At 56.9% G+C, this 23,799-nt stretch carries 16 protein-coding genes and 1 tRNA gene; 9 read left to right on the forward strand and 8 right to left on the reverse strand.

What is annotated here, in order from left to right:
- Position 1: 1 nt before the first annotated feature.
- From MCM46_05770 to MCM46_05790, 5 genes are all read right to left on the reverse strand, one after another.
- Entirely contained in the window at positions 2–6,502 is a 6,501-nt protein-coding gene (locus MCM46_05770; protein MCG3111317.1) for a PKD domain-containing protein, read from the reverse strand.
- 288 nt (positions 6,503–6,790) lie between these two features.
- Complete coding sequence (locus MCM46_05775) at positions 6,791–7,864, reverse strand: Mrp/NBP35 family ATP-binding protein (GenBank protein MCG3111318.1); 1,074 nt, start codon at positions 7,862–7,864, stop codon at positions 6,791–6,793.
- Between the two features lie 210 nt (positions 7,865–8,074).
- Entirely contained in the window at positions 8,075–8,164 is a 90-nt protein-coding gene (locus MCM46_05780) for an AURKAIP1/COX24 domain-containing protein (protein MCG3111319.1), read from the reverse strand.
- Positions 8,165–8,207: 43 nt separating this feature from the next.
- Positions 8,208–9,140, reverse strand: coding sequence for a universal stress protein (locus tag MCM46_05785; protein ID MCG3111320.1), 933 nt, complete (start codon positions 9,138–9,140; stop codon positions 8,208–8,210).
- A 9-nt stretch (positions 9,141–9,149) separates the two neighbouring features.
- Positions 9,150–10,544, reverse strand: a complete 1,395-nt coding sequence (locus MCM46_05790; GenBank protein MCG3111321.1) for a DASS family sodium-coupled anion symporter — start codon at positions 10,542–10,544, stop codon at positions 9,150–9,152.
- A gap of 377 nt (positions 10,545–10,921) precedes the next feature.
- On the opposite strand from MCM46_05790, the gene MCM46_05795 reads away from it, so the two are divergent.
- Complete coding sequence (locus tag MCM46_05795) at positions 10,922–11,260, forward strand: hypothetical protein (protein ID MCG3111322.1); 339 nt, start codon at positions 10,922–10,924, stop codon at positions 11,258–11,260.
- 1 nt (position 11,261) lies between these two features.
- On the forward strand, positions 11,262–12,872 hold the full coding sequence (nadB, locus tag MCM46_05800; protein MCG3111323.1) for an L-aspartate oxidase: 1,611 nt from the start codon (positions 11,262–11,264) through the stop codon (positions 12,870–12,872).
- A 16-nt stretch (positions 12,873–12,888) separates the two neighbouring features.
- Here the strand turns inward: nadB and MCM46_05805 are convergent, their stop codons facing one another.
- On the reverse strand, positions 12,889–13,566 hold the full coding sequence (locus MCM46_05805; protein MCG3111324.1) for a lytic transglycosylase domain-containing protein: 678 nt from the start codon (positions 13,564–13,566) through the stop codon (positions 12,889–12,891).
- Between the two features lie 135 nt (positions 13,567–13,701).
- On the opposite strand from MCM46_05805, the gene clpB reads away from it, so the two are divergent.
- The 7 genes from clpB to rplT all read left to right on the forward strand — a co-directional run bounded on the left by clpB (position 13,702) and on the right by rplT (position 20,448).
- Complete coding sequence (gene clpB, locus MCM46_05810) at positions 13,702–16,317, forward strand: ATP-dependent chaperone ClpB (GenBank protein ID MCG3111325.1); 2,616 nt, start codon at positions 13,702–13,704, stop codon at positions 16,315–16,317.
- 77 nt (positions 16,318–16,394) lie between these two features.
- Positions 16,395–16,970 (forward strand): hypothetical protein, encoded by a 576-nt coding sequence (locus MCM46_05815; protein ID MCG3111326.1) that lies wholly within the window; start codon positions 16,395–16,397, stop codon positions 16,968–16,970.
- A 121-nt stretch (positions 16,971–17,091) separates the two neighbouring features.
- A tRNA-Val gene (locus MCM46_05820) sits at positions 17,092–17,166 on the forward strand.
- 117 nt (positions 17,167–17,283) lie between these two features.
- On the forward strand, positions 17,284–19,191 hold the full coding sequence (gene thrS, locus MCM46_05825; GenBank protein MCG3111327.1) for a threonine--tRNA ligase: 1,908 nt from the start codon (positions 17,284–17,286) through the stop codon (positions 19,189–19,191).
- Between the two features lie 110 nt (positions 19,192–19,301).
- A complete protein-coding gene (gene infC, locus MCM46_05830) occupies positions 19,302–19,772 on the forward strand; it encodes a translation initiation factor IF-3 (GenBank protein ID MCG3111328.1) in 471 nt (156 codons plus the stop codon).
- Entirely contained in the window at positions 19,769–19,972 is a 204-nt protein-coding gene (rpmI, locus tag MCM46_05835) for a 50S ribosomal protein L35 (protein ID MCG3111329.1), read from the forward strand. The genes infC and rpmI overlap by 4 nt, the downstream gene beginning before the upstream one ends.
- 116 nt (positions 19,973–20,088) lie before the next feature.
- Positions 20,089–20,448, forward strand: a complete 360-nt coding sequence (gene rplT, locus MCM46_05840; GenBank protein MCG3111330.1) for a 50S ribosomal protein L20 — start codon at positions 20,089–20,091, stop codon at positions 20,446–20,448.
- Positions 20,449–20,503: 55 nt separating this feature from the next.
- Here the strand turns inward: rplT and pheT are convergent, their stop codons facing one another.
- Both pheT and MCM46_05850 read right to left on the reverse strand, forming a co-directional pair.
- Positions 20,504–22,222 carry a phenylalanine--tRNA ligase subunit beta gene (gene pheT, locus MCM46_05845; protein MCG3111331.1) on the reverse strand — a complete coding sequence of 573 codons (1,719 nt, stop codon included), beginning with the start codon at positions 22,220–22,222 and terminating at the stop codon, positions 20,504–20,506.
- A gap of 5 nt (positions 22,223–22,227) precedes the next feature.
- A complete protein-coding gene (locus MCM46_05850; protein ID MCG3111332.1) occupies positions 22,228–23,799 on the reverse strand; it encodes a phenylalanine--tRNA ligase subunit alpha in 1,572 nt (523 codons plus the stop codon).

Below are 23,799 nucleotides of genomic sequence, written 5' to 3' on the forward strand. Positions count from 1 at the left end.
TTTATTTCCTTCCGCCTAGTAAATATAATTCCTTTCGATGGACGAAATCATAAATGTCTTCACCCAAGCTTTGACCTCTTAGCCGCTCATAAGTTTGATTAATAGCTGCTCCAACCTCTATCCCACCAACAAATGACAGTGCGAGTGGAAATACAATTGGTCCAGTTGAGGTCTGAGCAATAGTTAACCCTAGTGTAAATGTTTGGACTCCACCTAATGCCTGAACTCCTTCAAGTGTAAAACCAAATGATGAACGAATATATTCTGGGATTTCAACCCCTGCTCCCGTCAGTATTGCAGCAATAAAGCCTTCTGCTATCCTTGCACCAATCGCAGCTTCCTCGGCTGTTTGTGAAGAGATTAATGGGTAAATAACTCGAGCAGCATACTCCACAATGAGAAGCCCCCAAGGATCTCTATATCGCAAGGAATTACCTTTTACATAGCTATACAAGTTAAGATCTTCCCCAAGTAAACCAATAGGATCCTCACTAATAAATCTTTTCAACATTGTGCTATAAGACCGTGCCCGATAATAATAAATTCCTGTTCCGTCATTCTCCCTTCCGGTATATTGGTATGAGTTGGAAGATATGCCAGAGTTAATTGTCTTTCCAAATGCCTCATAGGAATAAAATATTGTTACTGCTCCACCCACATCAGTTAATGTCGATGTACTTCCCAAGGCATCAGCGTGAAAGTACTCATTAATACTTCCCTGCCGAATAAAGGGCTCATCAATGTTCAAGCTCCTCACATAAGTCGCTCCTACCGCTCCTCTACCAATCTCCGAGATGATATCCTCTCTATCATACTGGTGTTGTTCACTTGCTCCATTGATAGTTTTGCTAATCCTTCTCCCCAGCACATCATACTCAAAGCTCGCCGAAACACCCGGTCCGGCAATCCCCACCAACCGATTCCTTGCATCCCAAGTGTAAGTCGTCATCCCACCCGCATTGGTCTGACTGATTAGATTTCCATTCGCATCATAGACGAGATTCGGCGTGCCTGCATTGAACTGAATCTGCTCATTCGCCGCATCATACGCCGCCTGCACCGCCTCCGGCAGCGGCGCTTCCGGACCCAGCCTTCCGATGCGAATCCGGTTTCCCGCCGCATCATATGTATAGGTCAGGTCCTCAATCACCGAAGTCGGCCCGTCATGAAAGATCCGGGTGAGGCGGCCGGCAAGATCATACGTATAGCTGGTGTTTGTCCCATTCGGATAAGTGAGCGAAGTCCTTCGCCCCGCATCATCGTAACCGAGCCCCACCACCTGTGTCCCCTGGCTCACCTGCGTCAACCGGGAGTTTGCATCATACCCGTACTCCACAGGCGCCCCGCCGTTGACGACCATCGCCGTCCGCCGCCCCAGCGCATCGTACTGGTACTCCACCTTCCCCTGCTTCGTGATCTCGCTGACCAGCCGGTCCAAGGTGTCATAGCCGAAATCAATCGTCCCGGAGAGGGTATCTTCAATCGAGGCAAGTCTTCCCGCCAGATCATAAAGCGACTTCACTTGAGCACCGTCGGCAAATTGAGTGAAGACCCTTCGCTTGAGTGGATCGTAGCTGTACTCCGTCACCTGGTTTTTCCGGTCGGTGAAGCGGATGAGGTTGCCGTTGAGATCATAGGCATACCGCTCCAGCCGATTCAGCGGATCGGTCCGCGTCTCCAGACGATCCATGACGTCGTAGTTGTAGCGGGTCGTCTGGTTCTTCGCGTCGGTGACGGTAAGGAGATTACCGTTGCCGTCGTAGGCAAACTGCGTCTGGCCGGACAGGGCATCGGTGATCCGGGTCACGCGGTTGAGGCCGTCGTAGGTGAATTGCGTGCTGTTGCCGTTCGGGTCAGTCATCGAGGTGAGCCGGCCCGCGATGTCATACTCCCGTTTGGTGACGTTGCCGAGCGGATCGATTACGCTCACCAGGTTTCCGAGGAAGTCATATGCAAACGTCGTCGTATGAGTGAGCGGGTCGGTCACGGTGATCGGCTGTCCCGCGGCGTTGTAGGTCATCGTGGTCGTCTTCGTCATCGGGTCTCTAACGGTGAGAAGATTTCCCTTGGGGTCATACGTAAAAGTCGTCGTCTGATCGAGCGGGTCGGTCAGCGTCGCCAATTTATTAAACGCCGGCTCATAAGTAAACCGGGTCACACTCCCCGCCGGATCGGTGACGCCCGAGACATTGCCGTTGGCGTCGTAAGCATATCGGGTGGTCCGCCCCGCCGGGTCGGTCGTGGAGAGGAGGAAATTGGTCCCCTGAGCGCGCTCAAATCGGGTCACCCGTCCTGCCGCATCGGTCAGCTCTGCCAGATAGCCGGAAGAGCTGAAACGATACGAAGTGGGGTTTCCCTCCGGATCGACGACGATCGCCTGGGTCACCAGATAGTCGGCCGGTCCGGGCCTCGCCACACGGACAATGCAGGCCCCCTCCGACGAGGCCGGGACACCGGGATCGAGAAAGACCACCCCAGCCGGACAGCGGGAAGTGGGGCCGGGAGAGAAAAGATTCGCGGGGACTTCCAATAAGGCCTGGCCGTCCGGTCCAAAGTAGCGGTATTGATAGACCCCTCCGTCGGCATTGATCTGACGGATGACCCGATTGCTCGGACCATACTCATTGGTTAAATAAGTGATCCCCCGGGCGTCGGTCAGGGTGATCATCCGGTTGTCGGTATCGTAGGTGTAACGGGTGATCCCCCCCTCCGGATCGATGACGCTGATCAAATTTCCAGCACTGTTATATCCATATTGGACTCGCCGGCCGAGCGGGTCGAGAATGGAGGCGATCCGATTGCTGTCGTAGCGGAACTCGATCTCTTTTCCTCCCAACGCAACGATTCGCAAAAGCCGCGCGCCGGCATCCCGGATCAGATCAAGCGCATTGCCGTTTCGATCTTCGATTCGGGTCAGATGGCCGATCGAGGAGAAAAACCACTTCGTTCCATCTTTAAAGCGAAGCAGCCGGGCGCCGCCCGATTGCGGGGTGATCACCGCCCCCTTTAACGACGGGTTTTTGTCGTTGGTGAACGTGCCGTCGGGATTCCTCGAGAAGGGGGAGCGGCTGTCGTTCCCCTGGATGAGGATTAAGGCATCGGGCGATCCGCCGCGGAGGAACAGCCGAGGGTTGTAACTATGAGCGGTCCCGGGGCCGAAGGGAAAGTCGGTTTGGGACCGACGTCGGGAGGTGTAGTACCGGGTAAAGACAACCGGAATCGGACCGGGTAAAACCATGTCGGTCTTTTCCATCTCGAACATCCCGTTGGCGAGGTTGACCGGATCGTTCGCTTCAACCTTCTCATCGGGGGTCTGTTTGTCGTCCTCCACCGGGACCACCACGAGGGGGAAGGTGGCGCCGCAGCAGAACTTGGGGATGCCGACCCCCGGATCGGAGACAATCTGCCGCCCGTCGGAGGAGACGGTCCCCTTGCCGAACGTCTTCCACTGATGCGAGTTCGGGTCGGGATGCGGCTCTTCATCATAGTAGAAAAGATCGAGCTTTGTGCCGGGGGGAAGATCGGCCTCGTTCGGGTACTTCACAGGGATCGGCAGGGTCGGGATTCCCCCGCCCGGCTTGAAGAAATGGAACATGTAGACCGTCATCACCGCCTGCCCCGGCGAGAGGGCGGGAGGCGGCAGCGGCAGCCGGTCGATCGGAACCGCCGTCACCGCAATCTTGGTGTTCGGCTGGCCGTCCCACCCGATGATTTGAACCCCGGTCGGAACACGAAGCTCAAAGTGAGGGATATCGGGATCGGTGACGATCACCTCTTGGCTCGAATTCAGTAGGGTTACATGCGTTGTGTCGATCTCATGCAGATAGACCGGATAGGGAAGGCGGTTGCTCACCCCCGTTTGTAAATGAACCTGGACCGGCAGATCGATCGGATAGGTGACGGTGTCGGTCGTCGCCGGCGTGCCGTCAATCAAGAGGACCTGATCGCCCGCCGGAATGCTCGAGAAGAAGAAATTCCCCGCCGCGTCGGTGAGAACCGAATTGGTCCCATGCTTCACCTCGATGTTTTCGAGGGGGCGTCCCGTCTGGGAGGAGAAGACCTGGCCGGAGAGGGTCGTCATCCCCGCCGCCGTGACCTGCAGGGTGAAGCTCGCCTCCCGAACGATGATCTGATCGTCGATCTCGGCCTGACCGCGCACCGTAATTGGATAGGCCCCCACCGCCAGCGCCGAGGGAACAAAGAGGTTCAGATAAGAGGGCTGAGCGAGACTCCCGACCGAAGGGGAGAAGGAGCCGACCACGCCGGTTGGAAGCGGGGTTGCCGAGAAGGCGACCCACCCTTCGAACGGGACCGCTCCCTCTCCGGTGAGCTGAATCTTTACCGCCACCTGCTCTCCCTGGACCACGCTGATCATCTGCGGCGCCGCCGCCATCGAGAAATCTTCAGAGAGGGTGACCGTGAACGGCGCGCTCGACGCACTCCCGGCGGGGGTCGTCACCGTGACCGGCCCGGTCGTCGCCCCCTGCGGGACCGTCGTCGTGATCTGCGTGGCGGTCGCCGAGGTGACGATCGCCGCGGTGCCGTTGAACGAGAGGGAATTGTTCGAGGGGGTCGGATCGAAATGTAATCCGGCGATCGTGACCGCGGTGCCGATCGGCCCGGTCGCCGGCGAGATCGATGAGATCACCGGGAGCGGCGGCCTTGCGTCGAGGGCCATTTCGTCGGGAAGACTGTCGGCCTCCCCGTCATTCACCACCAGATGGATCAGATAGATCCCCGGCAGATCGGGGGTCAACGTCGGGGTCGATGTGGTCGGTGCGACCAGGGCGGCAGTGCTTCCGCTCGGAGCAGAGAAGATCGTCCAGAGATAGGTCAACGAATCGTTGTTGGCGTCGTGGCTCCCGCTCCCATTGAGTTGGACCGGATCGCCGACGCGACCGAATTGGTCCGCCCCGGCATCGGCCACCGGCGGATCGTTGACGGAAATGACGACGAGAGAGTCGGGAGGGCTGTCGGCCAGGCCGTCATTGACGATGAGGCGGATGACGTAATCGCCGCTGCGGTCGGCGGTGAAGGTCGGCGAGACGGTCGCCGGGTGGGTCAGCGTCGCGCCGCTTCCGGCGGGGATGGAGACGAAGTTCCAGAGATAAGTCAAAGCATCGCCGTCGGGATCGAAGGAACCCGACCCGTTGAGGGTGACGACGTTCCCCTTTTGAACCGTCTGATCGGGGCCCGCATTCGCCGTCGGTGCGGCGTTGGGGATGGCGGCGACGACCACCACGATATCGACGGCGCTCTGGACAATGCCGTCGGAGACGATCAGTTGAATGACATACTCCCCGGAGAGGTCGGCCGTGAAGGCCGGAGAGACGGTTGTCGAATCGGCCAGCACCGCCGTGCTTCCTGTCGGAAGAGAGACGAACCGCCAGTCGTAGGTGAGGGGATCGCCGTCCGGATCGGACGATCCGCTTCCGTCCAACGTCACCAGGCTCCCCGTCGCCACGCTCTGGTCCGGCCCCGCATGGGCGACCGGCGGATTGTTCGGCGGCGCCGCGGTCACCACCATTTCGTCGGGGGGGCTGTCGGCCTGCCCATCGTTGACGATCAGGCGGACCGTATAGACTCCCGGCAGATCGGCGGTGAAGGTCGGCCGGACGGCAGTGGGACTGGAAAAGACGGCGGCGCTCCCCGCCGGACGGCTGATGAACTCCCAATGATAGGTGATCAAATCCCCGTCCGGATCAAACGAGGTACTCCCGTCGAGCGTGACCAAGGCGCCGGCGGTCACCTGCTGATCGGGTCCGGCGTTCGCCGTCGGCGGGGTGTTGGGTCGGGTTGCAATGATAACTACCTCGTCGGCGGGGCTGTTGAGCATTCCATCGTTTACGACCAGACTGATCCGGTAGGTCCCGTCGACATCGGCGGTGAACGTCGGCCGGACGGCGCCGGAAGCGCTCAGCGCGGCGGCGCTCCCCGCCGGTTTTTCGGTCATCGTCCACTGGTACGTCAACATCTCCCCGTCGGGATCGGAAGAGAGGCTTCCGTCGAGGGTGACCAGACTTCCCGTGACGACATTCTGATCCGGCCCGGCATGGGCGATCGGCGCCCGATTGTCGCCGATGCCCGAAATCGTCACGGTAATGTAGCTGCCTGGGGCGCTATTCAGCCGGACTTCGAGGGTATTCGAGGCCGAAAGATTGATCGTCTTTTCGATGATCGCGGTGGTTTTTGAAAACGCATTGGGGGAAACCACCTCGACCCCGTTGATGAACACCCGTCCGCTGGAGACGGCATCTTCGATGGCGACCCGATTCGAGGTGGTATTCGGGTTGCCGTTGACGATATGTAGGGTGTAGGGGGCGACGACCTGGGCAGGGACGGTTACGGTTCGTGTGTAGACGGTGGTCGGCCCGGAGGTGCGGGTGAATTGTTCGGGGCCGAAGAGGATCTGAGAGGAATTTTGGGCGATCGAAGAGAGCGGGAAGAGAACAAGAAGTGCAAGAACACCGATCAAAGTGAGGGGAAACCGGGCCGCCTTCATCCGTCTCCTGAAGAGAACCGGAAACCCCGCTCATGTTCCAGAAGGGGATATTCCGGATTAAGATGCAGCTTGCCGGGCTACTTTATCAAAAGCCATTTAATTGTCAATCAGAAAAACTAAGTAAAATAAATCAGGTGAGAATACAGAAAATTATTGACCCAAGTAAATCCATGGTGAAATCGATTCGAATTGTAATGTCGCTCCGCCTTCCAGGAACCACCTTAAAAAATAAAAGCGGGAGGAAACCTCCCGCTTCGTATAAAAAAATGAACCTGTCCCTAACCGGCGTTACTGAATAATCGTCAGCTTAATCTCATTCGAATTCCGCACCGAAATCAGCCCTGCCAGTGTCTTCGCAATATTCATGAACGCCTGGGCCTGAGGAGATTTCGGGTTGGCCACCACGATCGGCATGCCGGTGTCTCCCCCTTCTCGAATGGCGGGATCGATCGGGACCTCTCCCAAGAAGGAAACCCCCAGCTTCTCGGCCGCCAGCTTTCCGCCGCCGCGGCTGAAGATCTCGGTCTTCTCATGGCAATGCGGACATTCGAAGAAGCTCATGTTCTCGACGATCCCGAGGACCGGCACATGAACCTTCTGGAACATCGCCAAGCCCTTTTTGGAATCAAGCAGCGCGACCTCCTGCGGGGTCGTGACGATGACCGCCCCGGTCAGCGGTACCAGCTGCGCGATGGAAAGCTGCGCGTCGCCGGTCCCCGGCGGAAGATCGACCAGGAGATAATCGAGATCCCCCCAAATCACATCTCTCAAGAACTGCATGATGGCGCCGTGGACCATCGGCCCCCGCCAGATCATCGGGGTATCGTCCGGGACAAAGAAGGCCATCGAGATCAGCTTCACCCCATGGCTTTCGGCCGGCAAGAGCTTCTCCCCCTCCGGCTTCGGAGGAGACTTGATCCCCATCATCAACGGAACGTTCGGACCGTAGATGTCGGCATCCATCAATCCCACCCGGGCGCCGGTCTGCGCCAGGGCCACCGCCAGATTGACGCTGACGGTCGATTTGCCGACCCCCCCTTTGCCGCTGCTGATCGCGATCGTATTCTTCACCCCCGGGATGAAATTCTCTTTCACCTGGCTCTTTCCGGCGGTCACATTGGCGGTGTAGTTGACGTCGATCTTGCCGACCTCCGGAACGTGTTGCCGCAACGCCTTCTCGGCGCGGTGGGTGATCTCATCCTTCAGCGGGCAGGCGGGGGTCGTCAGGACGACGGTGAAGGAAACATTGTTCCCATCCACCTGAACCTCTTTGACCATGTTCAAGGTAACGATGTCCTTGAACAACTCCGGCTCAATCACATGACTGAGCGCTTTCATCACCCTCTCTTCGGTAATTGCCATACTTCCTCCCGCAGCCTATAAAAAAGCTAAATTTTTCCTCAGTATAACACACCCGAAGGAACGTTTGTAAAGAGGAAGAATCCGATTCGGAAACCAAGCCTGGAACAGTGGCGTGTCATTCGATATCGACTTGAAGGGTCATCCGATCGCCTATTGTAAACCGATTCCTTCGACAGATGAGGATTGAAAGGGTCGGCCCCCCGGCGAAACTTACCGCCTGGAGTGCCTTGTTCTCTTCCGCAGCTTCCGATATTTATGTTTTCGCATCTTCTTTCTTCTCTTCTTGACAACACGCGACATACAGTCTCCTTAATTGATTAATGAAATGACGGATCTCTCCATATCAACCCGCCTGTAGCGGAATTTTTCCTCGCTTTTCCCGGACGATGAGGACCGGACACGCGCCATACTCCATCACCTTCAGAGGAACACTCCCCAGAAAAAACTTTCTCACGGCGGAGCTGCCGCTCGCCCCCATGACGACGATATCATGGTCTTTCGCCTCCGCGATGATTTCTTGCGAAGGAGGACCGACCCGGACCTTCAATTTCGCTTCAATGCCCATCTGCGCCAAGATCATTTCGGCCCGGCGCGCGCTCTGCAGCGCCTCTTCGCGCCGGCTCTCCTCCTCCGCCACCGAGAGGACCGTCACCTTCGCCCCCAACACCCGGGCCATCTCGGCCCCCGCAATCTCCGCCTTCTCCGCCAGCTCGGAACCGTCGGTGCAGAGAAGAAAGTTATGATCCTGCCGTATGTTCTTCGCGATCAGAACGCTGCAGGCGGCCAGATCGGCGACGCGGAGCGCGGTGCTTCCGACAAAATAACTTCCGATCCCTTGCCGCCCGTGGGAGCCGAGGATGATCAGATCGTAATCTCCGACCTGCGCCTCCTCCAAGATCTGTTCGACCGGATCTCCTTCGCGCAGGCGCAGGCGGACGTTTTCGCCGCCGGCCCCGACCAGGTAGAGCTCCGTCGCCCCCTGGACCCCTCCCTCAAAAGCCCGGCTGTGCTTCTCTTTGGACAAGGGGACCTGGGTGAGTCCGACTTCATCCAAGATTTCCCGCGCCCGGGTCAAATAATCGACGCCGGGAATATCGAGGTCCCACGACGACAGCTTCTTACGGGTGGCGGTCAATTGCACCCGCTCCGACGAGGAGATCGGTCTTCGGACGTGCAGCACGCTGACGTCGGCATTCATCTCCTTCGCCAGCCTTCCCCCAAAACGGATCGCCGCCTCCGCGTCCTCTTCCCCGTCGGTGCACATTAAAAATTTCATGATCGACCGTCAAATCCCAAGCATCGTCCAGTATCCCGCGCTGATCAACAGGAGGAGAAGGAAGGAGACCAAAACCAATTTCCATCCGGCCTTGAGGAAATCGGTCCGATTCAGATAGCCGCCGCCGTATATGATGTTGCATGCCGGCGACGCGACCGAGGTCAAATAGACGAACGACGTCGAAATCACCGTGACAAATCCGGCCTGGACGATCGAGGTCCCCGAAAGGCTCGCGATCTGAAGGGTGATCGGGCCGAGCATCCCCACCGTCGCCCCGCTGCTCATGAAGGAGGAGAGCACCACCGTCATCAGACTCATTGCCGCCAGCAGGGGGACACCCTGATGGATGCCGATCGGCTCCACCCAGGTCAGGAACGACTTCGCGATCCACTCCGCCACCCCCGACTGCTTCATCATGATGCCGAGGGAGATCGCCCCGCCGTAGACCAGGATCGTTCCCCAATTGACGTTGTTATTCAGGTCCTCCCAGCGCACCACCCCGGCCACCATGAAAAGAAGAACACCGATCAGGGCGGTAATGCCGAGGCCGATTTGATCCGAGATCGTCATCCACATCACCACGGTGATCAAAAAGATGCCGATCGTCACCCAATCCTGCCGGGTCAGTTTCCCCTCTTCCTCTACCTTGGCCCGAAGGGCCGAAATCGCCGGGGAGAGATCCTTCACCTCCGGCGAAAAGGAGCGATAAAGGACATAGGCCACGAACGGAATTTCCAACAGGATGATCGGATAAGCGGCGACCACCCATTGAAAATAGGTTAAATTCAACCCGAAGAGCTCTTTCCAATAAGCAAGCATGATCGCGTTGCGCGCCCCTCCGGAAGGGGTCCCGATCGCGGCGATCATCGCCCCATACGCGATGGAGAGCATCAGGAGAATCGAAAGATTCTTCACTTTCTTCCGATCGTCCGATGTAAACTTGATCAGGGCGACCCCGACCGGCAACATCATGGCCGACACGGTATGTTCTCCAATGAAAGAAGCAATCACGGCGGAAACGGAAACCAAGCCGAGCACAATTCGCTCGATCCGGGGACCGGTCAACCGGACGATCGCCAGGGCGATCCGCTTGTCGAGGTTCTGCTTGACGATCGCCGCGGCGATCATGAGCGACCCCATGATAAAAAAAACGGAGTCGCTCATAAACGACTGAGCCACGCCGGTCGGTTTTTCAAGCCCCAGGAGGACCTGAGAGACCGCAATAAAAAGGGCGACCCCCGGGAGCGGCACCGGCTCGGTCATGAAGAAGATGAAGGCGACGACCACCAAGGCCAGCGCCTTCATTCCGACCGGCGTCAGGCCCTCCGGAACCGGGATCATCAACATCACAAAACCGACAGCAAGACCGATGAAGATCCATTTCCGTTTCAGGAGTTCCGACACCAATGCCATTCAAATGACCAAGAAACGCAGGAAAATTTTTTTGTAACAAGAATGGCCGAAAAAGTCAACCGACAAAGATGACTTGACCCCCTTCTCCATCCCACATTATAATCGGACGATTATAAACAATATAGCGAATTCATTACATTGAGAGGAGGAGGACCATTCAGAAGCATCGGCGTTCCCTAATCCAACCCATTCGAACCAAAGATCACCCTGCGCGCGACCGCCGCGGTGCGATATTCGCGCCCGTTCTGCTTGTTCGCCGGGCCGTTTTTTTCCTCTCCCTGCTTTTCTTCTTCCTTGCAGGGTGCGCGACCACCCCGACGCAGCCCTCTCCCGTATCCGAGCAGGTCGACCGGATCCGGCAAGCCGTCGTGAGTATAACAGAATCGTATGAGAAAAAAGATGAAAAAAAGTTCCTCTCGAGCCTCGACCCTTCCTTCAAGTCGCTTCCTTCCTTCAAGGAACAGATTCTCAAAGACTTGGCGACATTCTCCGAGATGAAGATCGACATGAAGATTGATCGTGTCGAAGTTCGGCAAGAATCGATCTCGACCGCCGTTCATTGGGGAGGGGTCTGGAAGAGGGAACCGGGCGCCCCTCCCCTTGAGAAGAAAGGGCACGCCCTTTTTGTTTGGACCACCGGAGAAACCCCTCTTCTTTTGGAGATCCGGGGCGATCCCCCCTTCGGGATTATCCAAGGAGGGATTTAAAGTGACCGGACGTTCTAAATCGACCTCCCCGATCACCACCGATTTCTTAATCATCGGAAGCGGCGTGGCGGGCCTTCGCGCGGCCATTGAAGCGAGCCGATATGGAGAGGTGATCGTTCTCAATAAAGGGTGGGGAAATGAATCGAACTCCGCCTTCGCGCAGGGGGGGATCGCCGCCGCCCTCAGCGAAGAGGGGGAGGAGATCCAGTCCCATATCGAGGACACGATCGACGCCGGAAAGGGGCTCTGCCGCCCGGAAGCGGTCCGGATCTTGGTCGAAGAGGGGCCCCAGCGGATCCACGAGCTCATCGCATGGGGGGCCGAGTTCGACAAAGTGGGCGATCGATATGCCTTCGCCCGGGAGGGGGCGCACCGGCAGAGCCGTATTCTGCGCGCGAAGGGGGACGCCACCGGAAATGAAATCGTCCGGGCGCTCGTCGAGGAAGCCAAGAAACGGCCGAACATTTCCGTCCGAAACGGCCACTTCACCCTCGATCTCTTCATCACGACGAAAGGCCGAAAACGGATCTGCGGCGGCGCCTGGGTCCTGGATGAACGGGCGGCGGAGCCGGTACTCTTCAAATCACGCGCCGTCATTCTGGCCACCGGGGGAGCGGGCCAGGTCTATCGCCGCACCACGAACCCTCCGGTCGCCACCGGAGACGGCCTCGCGATGGCGCTTCGGGCCGGCGTCTCCCTCGAAGACATGGAATTCTTCCAATTCCACCCCACCGCTCTCTCGCTCCCTTCGGCCCCCTGCTTCCTTCTCTCCGAGGCGATGCGTGGGGAAGGGGCGGTCCTCCGGGATGCCGACGGAAAGCCGTTCATGGATCGGTATCATCCCGATAAAGAGCTGGCCCCGCGCGATGTCGTCACCCGGGCCATCTGGGATGAAATGCAGCATGGGAAAATTCAAAACGTCTTCCTCGATCTGACCCATCTGAAGGCAAGCTTTATTAAAGAACGCTTTCCGATGATCTATGCGACCTGCCTCCAGTACGGCATCGATATCACGCGTGATCGGATCCCGGTGGCTCCCAGCGCCCACTACCTGATGGGAGGAATTAAAACCGGCCTCTCCGGGGAAACTTCCCTTCCCGGACTCTGGGCGGTGGGGGAAGTGGCCTGCACCGGCGTTCATGGCGCCAATCGACTGGCGAGCAATTCTCTTCTAGAAGGATTGGTCTTCGGGATGCGGGTCGGCCAGGCGGTCGCGCAGACGGCCCCTTCCGCCGGGGAGAGGCCGGAGATCCCGCCGAAGCGATTCAAACCGGCTTCCGACGACCGATACCTCCTGGTCCAAAAAGAGCTTCGGGAGACGATGTGGAATCACGTCGGAATCATTCGGAGCGAATCCTCTCTCCTGGAGGCGATCGAGAGATGGAAAAGATGGGATTGGGTCTTAAGGAAACCGGCGCTTTCCCGGTTGGCATTGGAAACCCGGAATATGCTGATTGCCTCCGCTGCCATGATGGAGGCGGCCTTGAGAAGAAAAGAGAGCATCGGCGCCCACTACCGGGAAGACTTCCCGTTGCCGGATGAAGGTTCCTCGCGGGGGCATGTCCTCCTGACCCGCGCCTCCTTGAGAAAGCGGTTTTCAGAGATTGAATGAAGTTGTAAGTCGGCTATTATTCGCTGAATTGTTTCAGGGGAAGGGTGGCGTATTTCTCCGGACGGTTGGTATAAACGATCTCTCCGGTGGGTCGCGTTCCTTTGTAGACCGACAGCCCGCGGCCTTTCTTTCCTAAATAATCCTTGTAGAAACGCAGAACCCGTTCTACATAAATCTGTGTCTCTTCAATCGGGGGGATGCGGCCGTGTTTTAAAACATTCCCCATCCCCGCATGATACGCGGCCAACGACAGGACCAAATCGTTGTTGAAGGTGCCGAGCAGATATCGAAGGTACCGGATTCCCCCCCGAATATTTTCCTCCGGATCAAATGGATCGCTCAAACGGAGATCGGCCGCGGTCGCGGGCATCAATTGCATCAGTCCGAGCGCGCCGGCCGATGAAACCGCAAAGGTATTAAAATCGGACTCCGCTCGAACGACCGCTTTGATCAGGGCCGGTTCCATCCCTTGTTCCGCCGCCTCTTTTTCAATAAAACCGAGGATTTTTTGCCGCTGATCTTTTCCGATATAAGATCTTTTCTTTTGGCCGCCTTGGAGTCTTCGGTACCGGGGATCGGTCGGAACATTCGTAAAATGGACGGTGCCCGACTCATCAACGTACTGGAAGACCTCCATGGAAAAAACCTGGGTGGGAACCAGCAATAAAATCAGTAGAAGAATCCGTAACTTCATATCGTTCAGCTTGACCTCCGTATTGTTGAAAAGGGTACCATTTGGCGACCCTTCTGTCAATTCAGGTTGACCTTGAATTGACTCCGGGAGAAGCTTATATTGAAATTAAACGGTTGATTCTACAAGGAGGTTTCGATGCGCTTAGACCGGTTGACGACGAAGGCCCAGGAGGCGTTTCAGGAGGCACAAAAGAAGGCGGAATCGTCTTATCATCAGCAGATCGACGAGGTTCACCTGATACTCGCCCTCATCGAACAGAAAGAAGGGATCGTTCCGACCCTGTTGAAGAAGATGGGTATTCCCTTAGAGGCGCTCCGGGCCAAGCTGAATGACCGGCTGAAGGCCATTCCCGAAGTCCGCGGTCCCGGATCGGTCGGCCAGGTCTACATCACGCAGAGCCTCGCCTCCCTGGTGGAACGGGCGGAGAAAGAGGCGGAACAGCTGAAAGACGAATACATCAGCACCGAACATCTCTTTTTGGGCCTCCTCGATCCGAAGAGTTCGGTCTACCCGATCCTCTCCTCGTTCGGCGTACAGCGGGACAAGGTTCTCGCCGCCTTGGTGGAAGTCCGCGGATCCCATCGGGTCACCGACCCCAATCCGGAGGAAAAGTATCAGGCGCTGGCGAAATATTCTCGAGATTTAACCGACCTGGCCCGCCGGGGGAAACTCGATCCGGTGATCGGCCGGGATGAAGAGATCCGCCGGGTGATCCAGGTCCTCTCCCGCAGGACAAAAAATAACCCGGTTCTGATCGGAGAGCCTGGGGTCGGAAAGACCGCCATCGTCGAAGGGCTCGCTCAGCGGATCGTCTCGGGGGATGTCCCGGAAAGCCTCAAGAACAAACGGGTCCATGCGCTCGACATGGGGGCCCTCATTGCCGGCGCCAAATTCCGGGGAGAATTCGAAGAGCGCCTGAAGGCGGTCATCAAAGAGGTGGTCGACTCCCAAGGAGAGGTCATCCTCTTCATCGACGAGCTCCACACGCTCGTCGGCGCCGGGGCCGCAGAGGGGGCGATGGATGCCTCCAACATGCTGAAACCGCCGTTGGCGCGCGGCGAGCTTCGGTGCGTCGGGGCGACGACGATCGATGAATACCGAAAACACATCGAGAAAGATCCCGCCCTGGAGCGACGGTTTCAGCCGATTCTGGTCCAAGAGCCGACGGTCGAGCAGACGATCTCCATCCTGCGCGGCCTCAAGGAAAAGTATGAAGTCCATCACGGCGTACGGATCAAAGATACCGCGCTGGTCGCCGCCGCCGTTTTATCCCATCGGTACCTCACCGATCGCTTCCTGCCGGACAAAGCCATCGACCTGATCGATGAGGCCGCCTCACGGCTGCGGATGGAGATCGATTCGATGCCGACCGAGCTTGATGAGATTTATCGAAGGATCCGGCAACTCGAAATCGAGATGGAAGCGGTCAAAAAAGAAAAAGACCAGGCCTCGAAGGAACGCCTCCAAAAAATCGAGAAAGAGCTCTCCGATCTGAAGGAGGAAGCAAACCAGCTCTCAGCGCACTGGAAAGCCGAGAAGGAGGCGATCCAAAAAATCCGCTCCCTAAAAGAAGAAATCGAGCAGACCCGAATACAAGCGGAGCAGGCCGAACGGATGGGCGATCTCGGCAAAGCGGCGGAGCTTCGCTACGGCAAGCTAATCAGCCTGGAAAAGCAACTGGAGGAGGAGAATCGTCGTCTTCGGGAGACACAGTCTGAAACGAAAATGCTGAAAGAGGAGGTCGATGAGGAGGACATCGCCGAAATTATCTCGAAGTGGACCAACATTCCGGTCTCCCGATTGCTTCAAGGCGAGGTGGAAAAATTGATCCATATGGAAGAGCGCCTTCACGAACGGCTGGTCGACCAAGAGGAGGCGATCGCGGCGGTCTCGAATGCGATTCGACGTGCAAGGGCGGGGATTTCGGACCCGAACCGACCGCTCGGCTCCTTCATCTTTTTGGGACCGACCGGGGTCGGTAAAACCGAGCTGGCGCGCGCGCTGGCCGAATTTCTCTTTGATGACGAACAGGCGATGATCCGGATCGATATGTCGGAGTATATGGAGAAACATGCCGTCGCCCGTTTGATCGGAGCCCCTCCGGGTTACGTTGGATACGATGAAGGAGGGCAATTAACCGAAGCGGTCCGGCGAAGGCCTTACGCTGTCATTCTCTTCGATGAGATCGAGAAGGCCCACCCCGACGTCTTCAGCATTCTGCTTCAGGTTCTGGATGATGGACGACTCACTGATGGGAAAGGCCGGACGGTCGATTTCACCAATGCCATTCTGATTATGACCTCGAACATCGGAAGCCAGCAGATCCAGGAGCTGACCGGAAATGAGCAGGAGATGAGAAACGAGGTCCTTCGCATCCTGAGAACCGCGTTCAAACCGGAGTTCCTCAACCGGGTCGACGACATCATCATTTTCCATCCGCTTCAGAGGGAACACCTGGAGAAGATCATCGACATTCAATTGAAACGATTGCAAGAGCGCCTTGTTTCAAAACGGATTACGCTCTCCCTCGCCCCATCGGCCAAACAATACCTGGCCCGGGAGGGATACGATCCGGTTTTTGGGGCGCGGCCGTTGAAGCGGGTCATCCAGCGGGATATCCTCAATGCGCTCTCCGTCAAAATCCTGGAAGGGGCCTTCAAAGAAGGGGATCATATCGAGGTGGACGTCGCGGATGATAAAATCGTATTCCGTACCGTTCCGGAATATGATAAATCTGTTGACAAGAAATAAAGGGCTGTGGTAGACAGGGGGATCACTTTCGCATCGTTTCAATCCGGCATCCCTCAATCCCCCACGCGGAGCATCCCATGGCCCCTGATATCCTCCTCGTCCACAAAGATGAAGCGCTTCTTGCGCTCTTTCAAAAAGAGGTGAGTAAAAACACAACGGTGACCTCTTCCGCCTCGCTGAAATCCCATGCCCGGAACGGCCACCCTCTGATTATCATCGATTCAGAAGGAGATTGGGACCGAGAGATCAAAGCGCTCGAGAAGTTAAGAGGAGAGGGGCAGGAGTTTTATGCCATTATCGCTTCCACCCCGTTGTTGAAGAAGACAACGCGGCAGATCCGGGAGACGGCGCTCAGCCTTCATTCCAAAACGCCCCCCCATCGGGATGGCTTCGAGAAGACGAATGGGCACGAGCCCAACCTGGCCGAGCTCGTGGAGAAGAAACTGGCCGACTTCGTCGGAAAAATCAAAAAGTGCGAGGTCAAGAACCTCTATAGCCTGCTGATACAAGAGTTTGAAAAGCCCCTGATCGCGTTGGCCCTTAAAGAGACCAACGGAAACCAGATCCAGGCGGCCCTCCTTCTCGGGATGAACCGGAATACCCTTCGAAAAAAAATCAAGGAACTCAAAATCACAGTCACAAAGAAGAAATAAGGGGGAGAGACCCGCACGGCTTCGGCCCTTTCACGCCGGCCGCAATCTCCGAACTCCTCCTTTTGACTTGACAATCTGACCTCATTTCTATAGGATTAGGGAAAATTTCATCGTCTCAGATAGGCGCGTAGCTCAGGGGGAGAGCGCTTGCTTGACACGCAAGAGGTCGGCGGTTCAAAACCGCCCGTGCCTACCACTTTCTGGCCTTTCGATTCTACCGCCTCCATTCGAAAGACCGACTCCTTTGCAAATAAAAGGCATCTTTCAATGCGGATGCCTTTTATTTGTTTTTTACTTTTAGAGATGTGTTTAGATGGCTGAAGCAACACTTCGTTTAGAAAACCAAACTGAGAAAAAGGTCCCTCTCGGAACCACCTTTTTTGATCTGGTCAAATCGCTCGGAAAACTCAAAGAGGTCATTGCCGTCCGTGTGAACGGTCAGCCGCGGGATCTCTCTGCAACGGTTGAGAGCGATGGGGAAATCGACTTCCTGACCTTCGATTCGCCGGAGGGGAAAGAGGTCTACCGCCATAGTTCCGCTCATCTGATGGCGCAGGCGGTAAAAGAACTCTTCCCGACAGCCAAGATGACGATCGGCCCCCCCATTGAAGACGGCTTTTATTACGATTTTGATTTCGAGCGCCCCTTCACCCCGGAAGACCTTGAGAAAATCGAAGCGAAGATGGTGGAGATCACGAAACGCGATCTCCGGATTTTTCGAATGGAGCTCTCGAAAGAAGAGGCGGTCCGGCTCTTTGAGGAGCGGGGCGAGTCATACAAGGTAGAGCTGATCGAGGAGATCGAGCCCCCGATCTCAGCTTATCGCCAGGGAGACTTCATCGATCTTTGCATGGGTCCGCATGTCCCCTCCACCGGAAAGGTAAAGGCATTTAAGCTGATCTCCAGCGCCGGGGCCTACTGGCGCGGCAGCGAAAAGAACAAAATGCTCCAGCGGATCTACGGGACGTCGTTTGCGAAAAAAGAAGAGCTCGACGCCCATCTGAAGAAGCTGGAAGAAATCAAAAAACGGGACCATCGGAAGCTCGGCAAAGAGCTCGACCTCTTCTCCATCTCCGACGAGATCGGCCCTGGATTGGTTCTTTGGCACCCAAAGGGGGCGATGATCCGAAAGACACTGGAAGATTTCTGGCGCGAGGCCCACGTCAAGTCGGGTTATGAGTTGGTCTATTCGCCCCATATCGCCCGGCTCGATCTCTGGAAGCAGAGCGGCCATCTCCAGTTTTACAAAGAGAATATGTACGCGCCGATGGACATCGACGGGATGCCCTTCGAGCTCAAGCCGATGAACTGTCCGTTTCACATCATGATCTACAAGTCGCACCTTCGAAGCTACCGGGACCTTCCTTTTCGCTGGGCCGAGTTGGGAACAGTCTACCGGTACGAGCGCTCCGGGGTTTTGCACGGTCTTCTGCGGGTGCGCGGTTTTACGCAAGATGACGCCCATCTCTTCTGCCGTCCCGACCAAATCGAATCGGAGATCTTAAAAGTCCTCGACTTCACCACATTCGTCTTGAAGACCTTCGGGTTTGAGAGCTATGATGTCTATCTCTCGACCCGTCCCGAGAAATACGTCGGAAGCCTTGAGCGGTGGGAGCAAGCGACCGCGGCGCTGGAGAGTGCGTTGAAGCAGAAGGGCCTGGCCTATCAGATCGACCCCGGAGAGGGGGTTTTCTATGGTCCCAAGATCGATATGAAGATCAAAGATGTCCTGGGGCGGTCATGGCAATGCACGACCATCCAGGTTGATTTTAACCTCCCCGAACGATTCGGCATCACCTATCGCGGGGAAGATGGAAAAGAACATCAGCCGATCATGATCCACCGGGCCCTGATGGGATCGATTGAGCGCTTCTTCGGTATCCTCATCGAACATTATGCAGGGGCCTTCCCGACCTGGCTCTCGCCGGTTCAGGCGAAGATCCTTCCGATTACCGAGCGGCAGAGGGACTATGCGGGGCAGATCCAGCAACGGCTCGGTGAAGCGGGCATCCGATGCGAGGTCGATGATCGGAACGAGAAAATCGGACTGAAGATCCGTGAAGCGCAACTGATGAAGGTCCCCTACATGCTGGTGGTCGGCGATCGGGAGGCGGCCGATCAGACCCTCGCCGTCCGAAATCGCGCCGGAGAGAGCACGACCATGACGTTGGAAACTTTTCAGAAAAAAATTTCGGAAGAGATCACAACTCGAACCACGTAGGGGCGTATTGCAATACGCCCCTACGGCGACCAAACGAATAAATAACGGAGGCTTCTATCGTCGCGAAATTAAGGATTAATTTAGAAATCCGGGCAAGGGAAGTTCGGGTCATCGGCCCCGAAGGGGAGCAGTTGGGAATCATGTCGTCGCGCGACGCCACCAAGAAGGCGGAGGAGTACGGACTCGATCTGGTCGAAGTCGCTCCGACCTCCGCGCCCCCCGTCTGCAGAATCATGGACTTCGGCAAGTACAAGTATGAGCAGAGTAAAAAAGACCATGCCGCGAAACTGAACCAAAAGGGAACCCACGTCAAAGAGGTGAAATTCAGACTCTTCACGGGGGAGCATGATCTCGACTTCAAAATAAAACATGCCAGAGACTTCCTCTCCTCGGGCAACAAGGTGAAGACCACACTGATGTTTCGGGGAAGGGAAATGGCTTATCAGCAAAAGGGACGGGAGATCATGGCCCAGATCCTACAGCAACTCCAGGATGTGGGGGCGCCTGAAAATCCCCCGAGGATGGAGGGGAACAGCATGGTCATGCTCTTGATCCCCAAATTAACAAAGGAGAGTAAATGAGAACCAAATTAAAGACACATCGGGGCGCAGCCAAACGTTTTAAGATCACCGGGACCGGAAAAATTATGCGGAAGCAGGCGGGAAAGCGACACCTGCTTACCCATAAAGAGGCCAAACGGAAGCGGGGTCTGGGAGGAGATGTTCCCGTCCACCCCGGAGAGGTCTCCGCGATCGCGCGACTGCTCCCGTACGGAAATTAATACAAACACAGATTGGTGATGTGGTTTGTGTAGGGGCGTGATTTATCACGCCCGTTCCAGAGGGCGCCATAAATGGCGCCCCTACAATTGGATTTCAGAACAGAAGGAGTTATAAAATGCCCAGAGCAAAAGGGGGTCCCAAAACCCGACAACGCCGGAACGATCGCCTCAAGATGGCGAAAGGTTATTACGGCGGCAAAAGCCGGCTTTACCGAAGCGCCACAGAAGCCGTCGACAAGTCGCTTGTTTATGCTTACCGAGACCGGCGAGCGAAAAAACGTGATTTCAGAGCCCTTTGGATTGCACGCATCAACGCCGCCGTGCGGGGCGAGGGGATGACCTACAGCCGCTTTATGGAGGGCTTGCGGAAAGCAGGGATCTTGCTGAATCGAAAGATCCTCGCCGAAATGGCGGTTCACGATGCAACCGGCTTTAGCCGGATCCTCGCAACGGTACAGGCAAAGATCAAAGGATAAAGGGGATCTCAGGATAAAGATTTTGAAGGGAAGGGGTGATGGATCGGTCGTTCCATCATCCCTTTTTATTTTGGTCGAGAGATTCGATGTCGATCTCAAAGGCCGCCGCCGGCATTCCGATCTGCCACCGGGTCAGGACCTCCGGATCGATCTCACCGATGATTCCAGCCTCCCGCTCCCCGACGAAAATCGCCCCGGCCCGCCCCTCGATGAAGGTCGGGTGAGAGATCGCCTCCAATCGATAGCGAAGCGAAAGGTTGTAACAGAAAGCCTCCAGGACGGCGTGCAGTTCGGAGAAGTTGGCGGTCGGATGTGCCATCAACGCCGCGAGATGAACGCGGGTCTCCGTCTCTTCTCCCGACGCCGTGAACCGCGCCACCTCGCCGACTTCGAAAATCCGGTGAGGATAAAAGGCCTTGGAGCTGGCGTTCTCCACCCGCAGCAACGACGGCAGAAGCCAAGGGCGCAAGATGGAAAAACGCTCCGTCATCGGATTTTTGATCTCGATCAGGCGCCCTTCCGGCCGCTCTTTCCCTACCTGCTCGACCCGCATCCGCTCCACAAACTCCTGGCGGGAACCAAGGACATTCGAGAAGACCTCCTGAAGACCCAAACCAACCATCTCCTCCCGAAGGCGGTCGGAGAGCCGCTCCAACGGCGAAAGCGATCCGACGGTGAAGGTCGACGGCATCTCCGGCTCAAAATGCGCAATCCCGCGGCTGATCACAAAATCTTCGATCACATCGATCGGGTGCATCATGTCGTCCCGATAGGGCGGGGCGGTTACCCGGAACGGTTTCCCTTCGCCGGAGAGGGTGTAACCGTAGCGCGTCAGAAGGGAGGTGATCTCTTCTTTTGTCACCTTCTCCCCGAGCACCTGGTTGAAGTCGTCGAGGCTCACCTCCAAGGGAGCGGAGAAATCGAGCGGCATCACGATCTCCCTGCCGAACTCGGTCTCCTCCGGGAACTGGACGGTGACCGGCTCGATCGTCGCCCCGCGGTCGGAAAGATTGGCAGCAAAGATATTCAGTGCCAGCAACACCATCCTCAAATCATGGCCGGTCACTTCGACAAAAAGCTCGGAATCCCCCACCTGGACCTCTCCGATCTCCCGGCTGTTGATAATCGGCGGGAAGGAGAGAATCTGCTCTTTCGCATCGATCAAGATCGGATAACGATCGGCCCCCTTCAATGTGTGGGCATAGGCCACCCCTTTCGGATGGCGTGTGAGGATTTCGGCAAGGCTCATCGGTTGATCGAACCCAAGCGGCGTGAACCGGGTCTTGGCCGGATCGGCGACTTCGTACCGGACCGGGAAGACGATCTTCGGAAGCCGATAGAGGCCGATCGAAACCGTCTGGCGTTTTCGCCCAAAGATCTCCGCCAGCTTCTCCTGAGTTTGGATGAGCTGAACCAGGATCGGATCGGTCACCCGCATCCCCCGTGCGACACAAGCCGCCAGATAGGGACGGATTGACTTTAATTCCTTTGCCACCGTCACCTTCCGATCCGCTGTCCCCTTCCGATCGGTAAAAAATGGATGGTTCTTCCGCTTCGATTCCATCAGGAGGACCTGGCGCGCGATTCCCTCCGGGCACCAGAGATCAGGCCGGTTGCTGTCGTTTAATTCGATCTTGGCGGTATCTTCCTTCGGAAGAAAATCCTTCACCTCCCCCTTCACATACTCCAGGAGCGATTCGAGTTGGGTCTCGCTGATCTTTCCTTTTCCCAGGAGCGATTCAAAATCGCTGATTTTGATCTCAATCGTCGGCATCGCGTCTAACCCAGTCCTTCCTGTACCGTTCGTTTTTCGCGGATCAATCCAAGGTCGGGCGAGAAGAGATCCCGAATATCGGAGATCCCCAGCGCCACCATCGCCATCCGATCCAACCCGAGCCCCCAGGCAATCACCGGAACGTCGACCCCCAGCGGGTTCGTTACCTCCGGACGGAAAAGTCCCGCCCCACCCAACTCCATCCAGCCGAGCTTCGGATGCCGGACATGCATTTCGACCGACGGTTCCGTGAAGGGGAAGTAGGCCGGGAGAAACTTGATCTCCTCCGCCCGCGCCACCTCTTTCGCAAAAAGGGTGAGCAGCCCGAGCAGGGTGCGGAAATGAATCTCCTGTCCCAGAACGATCCCCTCCACTTGGAAGAAGTCGGGGGCGTGGGTCGCATCGACCTGATCGTACCGGAAACAACGGGCGATGGAGAAGTACTTTCCAGGAATCTTCGGTTTCCCCCCCAGCGTCCGGGCCGACACCGCCGTTCCCTGGCTCCGGAGGACCAATCGCCGGGTCCGCTGCACATCGAAGGGATAACGCCAGCCCCGCGAGCCTGTCTCCCCGCCGTTTCGATGAGCGGCAGCCACCCGCGCGACCACCTTCTCCGGAATACGCTTGTCGATCCCTTCAACAAAGTAGACGTCGTGGATTTCCCGCGCCGGATGGAACTGCGGCATGTAGAGGGCGTCCATGTCCCAGAACTCGCTCTCCACCAGCGGGCCGCGCATCTCTTCGAACCCCATCGAGATGAACTTCTGTTTGACCTGATCGAGGAAGCTTCGATAAGGATGCTTCCGGCCGCCGACGATTCGGGGAGGGGGAAGCTGGATATTATATTTTCTGAATTTTTTCCCCCTCCAACTCCCCTCTTTCAGCATTTCGGGGGTGAGGGTACCGACTTCTTCGGCCCCCCCCACCGATTGGCTCCGCTCATAGAGCGGGCCAAAACGCTCCGTCGGCGCATAAATCCGGGTGATCCGCTCATTGACCCGGAAAATCCCCTTCGACTTCCCCCGCTTCCGATGATAGGCCGCAATCGTCGCTTGGTCTTCAGAAGAGAGGGCCGTCATCTCCGATTCTTCGAAGGTCTGAGAGAGTCGCCCAATCACTGCCTGAAGTTGCTCGAACTCTGCAAGCTTGGAGGGGTCGGCGATCTCCAGCAGTCCGCCGGGCACCACACGGACCGCGCCGGTCTCTTTCAAGGCACCGATCGCCCCGCTCTTCTCATCCGGCTCCATGTCGGTCCGCTGCTGAAGCTCCCGGATCGGAACCTGGCCCCGCGAGCGGATCTCGTCGGCCATTCGGAGCGCCGGGTTCTTCTGCGCGGCATATGATCGGCCGACCTCGGTCAACGAAACCAGCTCCTGCCGCTGCTCCTCAATCACCTTGATTACTTCTTTTGAAAGGAGCCATCCGAGCGCCATCGATAGTTGAGAGGGCTGCAGCAGAGGCTCTCTCCGAAGAATCTCTTCTTCACCCAGGCGCTCCTGCCCCTGAAAAATGGGCAGGACCTTCCGCTCAAGGGGATGGAGACTCTCCGCCAGCTTTAAAATTTCATTCTCTTCCAC

It is taken from the genome of Candidatus Manganitrophus morganii (assembly GCA_021651055.1).
GTDB lineage: Bacteria > Nitrospirota > Nitrospiria > SBBL01 > Manganitrophaceae > Manganitrophus > Manganitrophus morganii.

Coding starts and splice junctions, on each gene's coding strand:
- MCM46_05770 (MCG3111317.1), bottom strand. CDS start 6,502: ATGAAGGCGGCCCGGTTTCCCCTCACTTTGATCGGTGTTCTTGCACTT.
- MCM46_05775 (MCG3111318.1), bottom strand. CDS start 7,864: ATGGCAATTACCGAAGAGAGGGTGATGAAAGCGCTCAGTCATGTGATT.
- MCM46_05780 (MCG3111319.1), bottom strand. CDS start 8,164: ATGTCGCGTGTTGTCAAGAAGAGAAGAAAGAAGATGCGAAAACATAAA.
- MCM46_05785 (MCG3111320.1), bottom strand. CDS start 9,140: ATGAAATTTTTAATGTGCACCGACGGGGAAGAGGACGCGGAGGCGGCG.
- MCM46_05805 (MCG3111324.1), bottom strand. CDS start 13,566: ATGAAGTTACGGATTCTTCTACTGATTTTATTGCTGGTTCCCACCCAG.
- clpB (MCG3111325.1), top strand. CDS start 13,702: ATGCGCTTAGACCGGTTGACGACGAAGGCCCAGGAGGCGTTTCAGGAG.
- MCM46_05815 (MCG3111326.1), top strand. CDS start 16,395: ATGGCCCCTGATATCCTCCTCGTCCACAAAGATGAAGCGCTTCTTGCG.
- thrS (MCG3111327.1), top strand. CDS start 17,284: ATGGCTGAAGCAACACTTCGTTTAGAAAACCAAACTGAGAAAAAGGTC.
- rpmI (MCG3111329.1), top strand. CDS start 19,769: ATGAGAACCAAATTAAAGACACATCGGGGCGCAGCCAAACGTTTTAAG.
- rplT (MCG3111330.1), top strand. CDS start 20,089: ATGCCCAGAGCAAAAGGGGGTCCCAAAACCCGACAACGCCGGAACGAT.
- pheT (MCG3111331.1), bottom strand. CDS start 22,222: ATGCCGACGATTGAGATCAAAATCAGCGATTTTGAATCGCTCCTGGGA.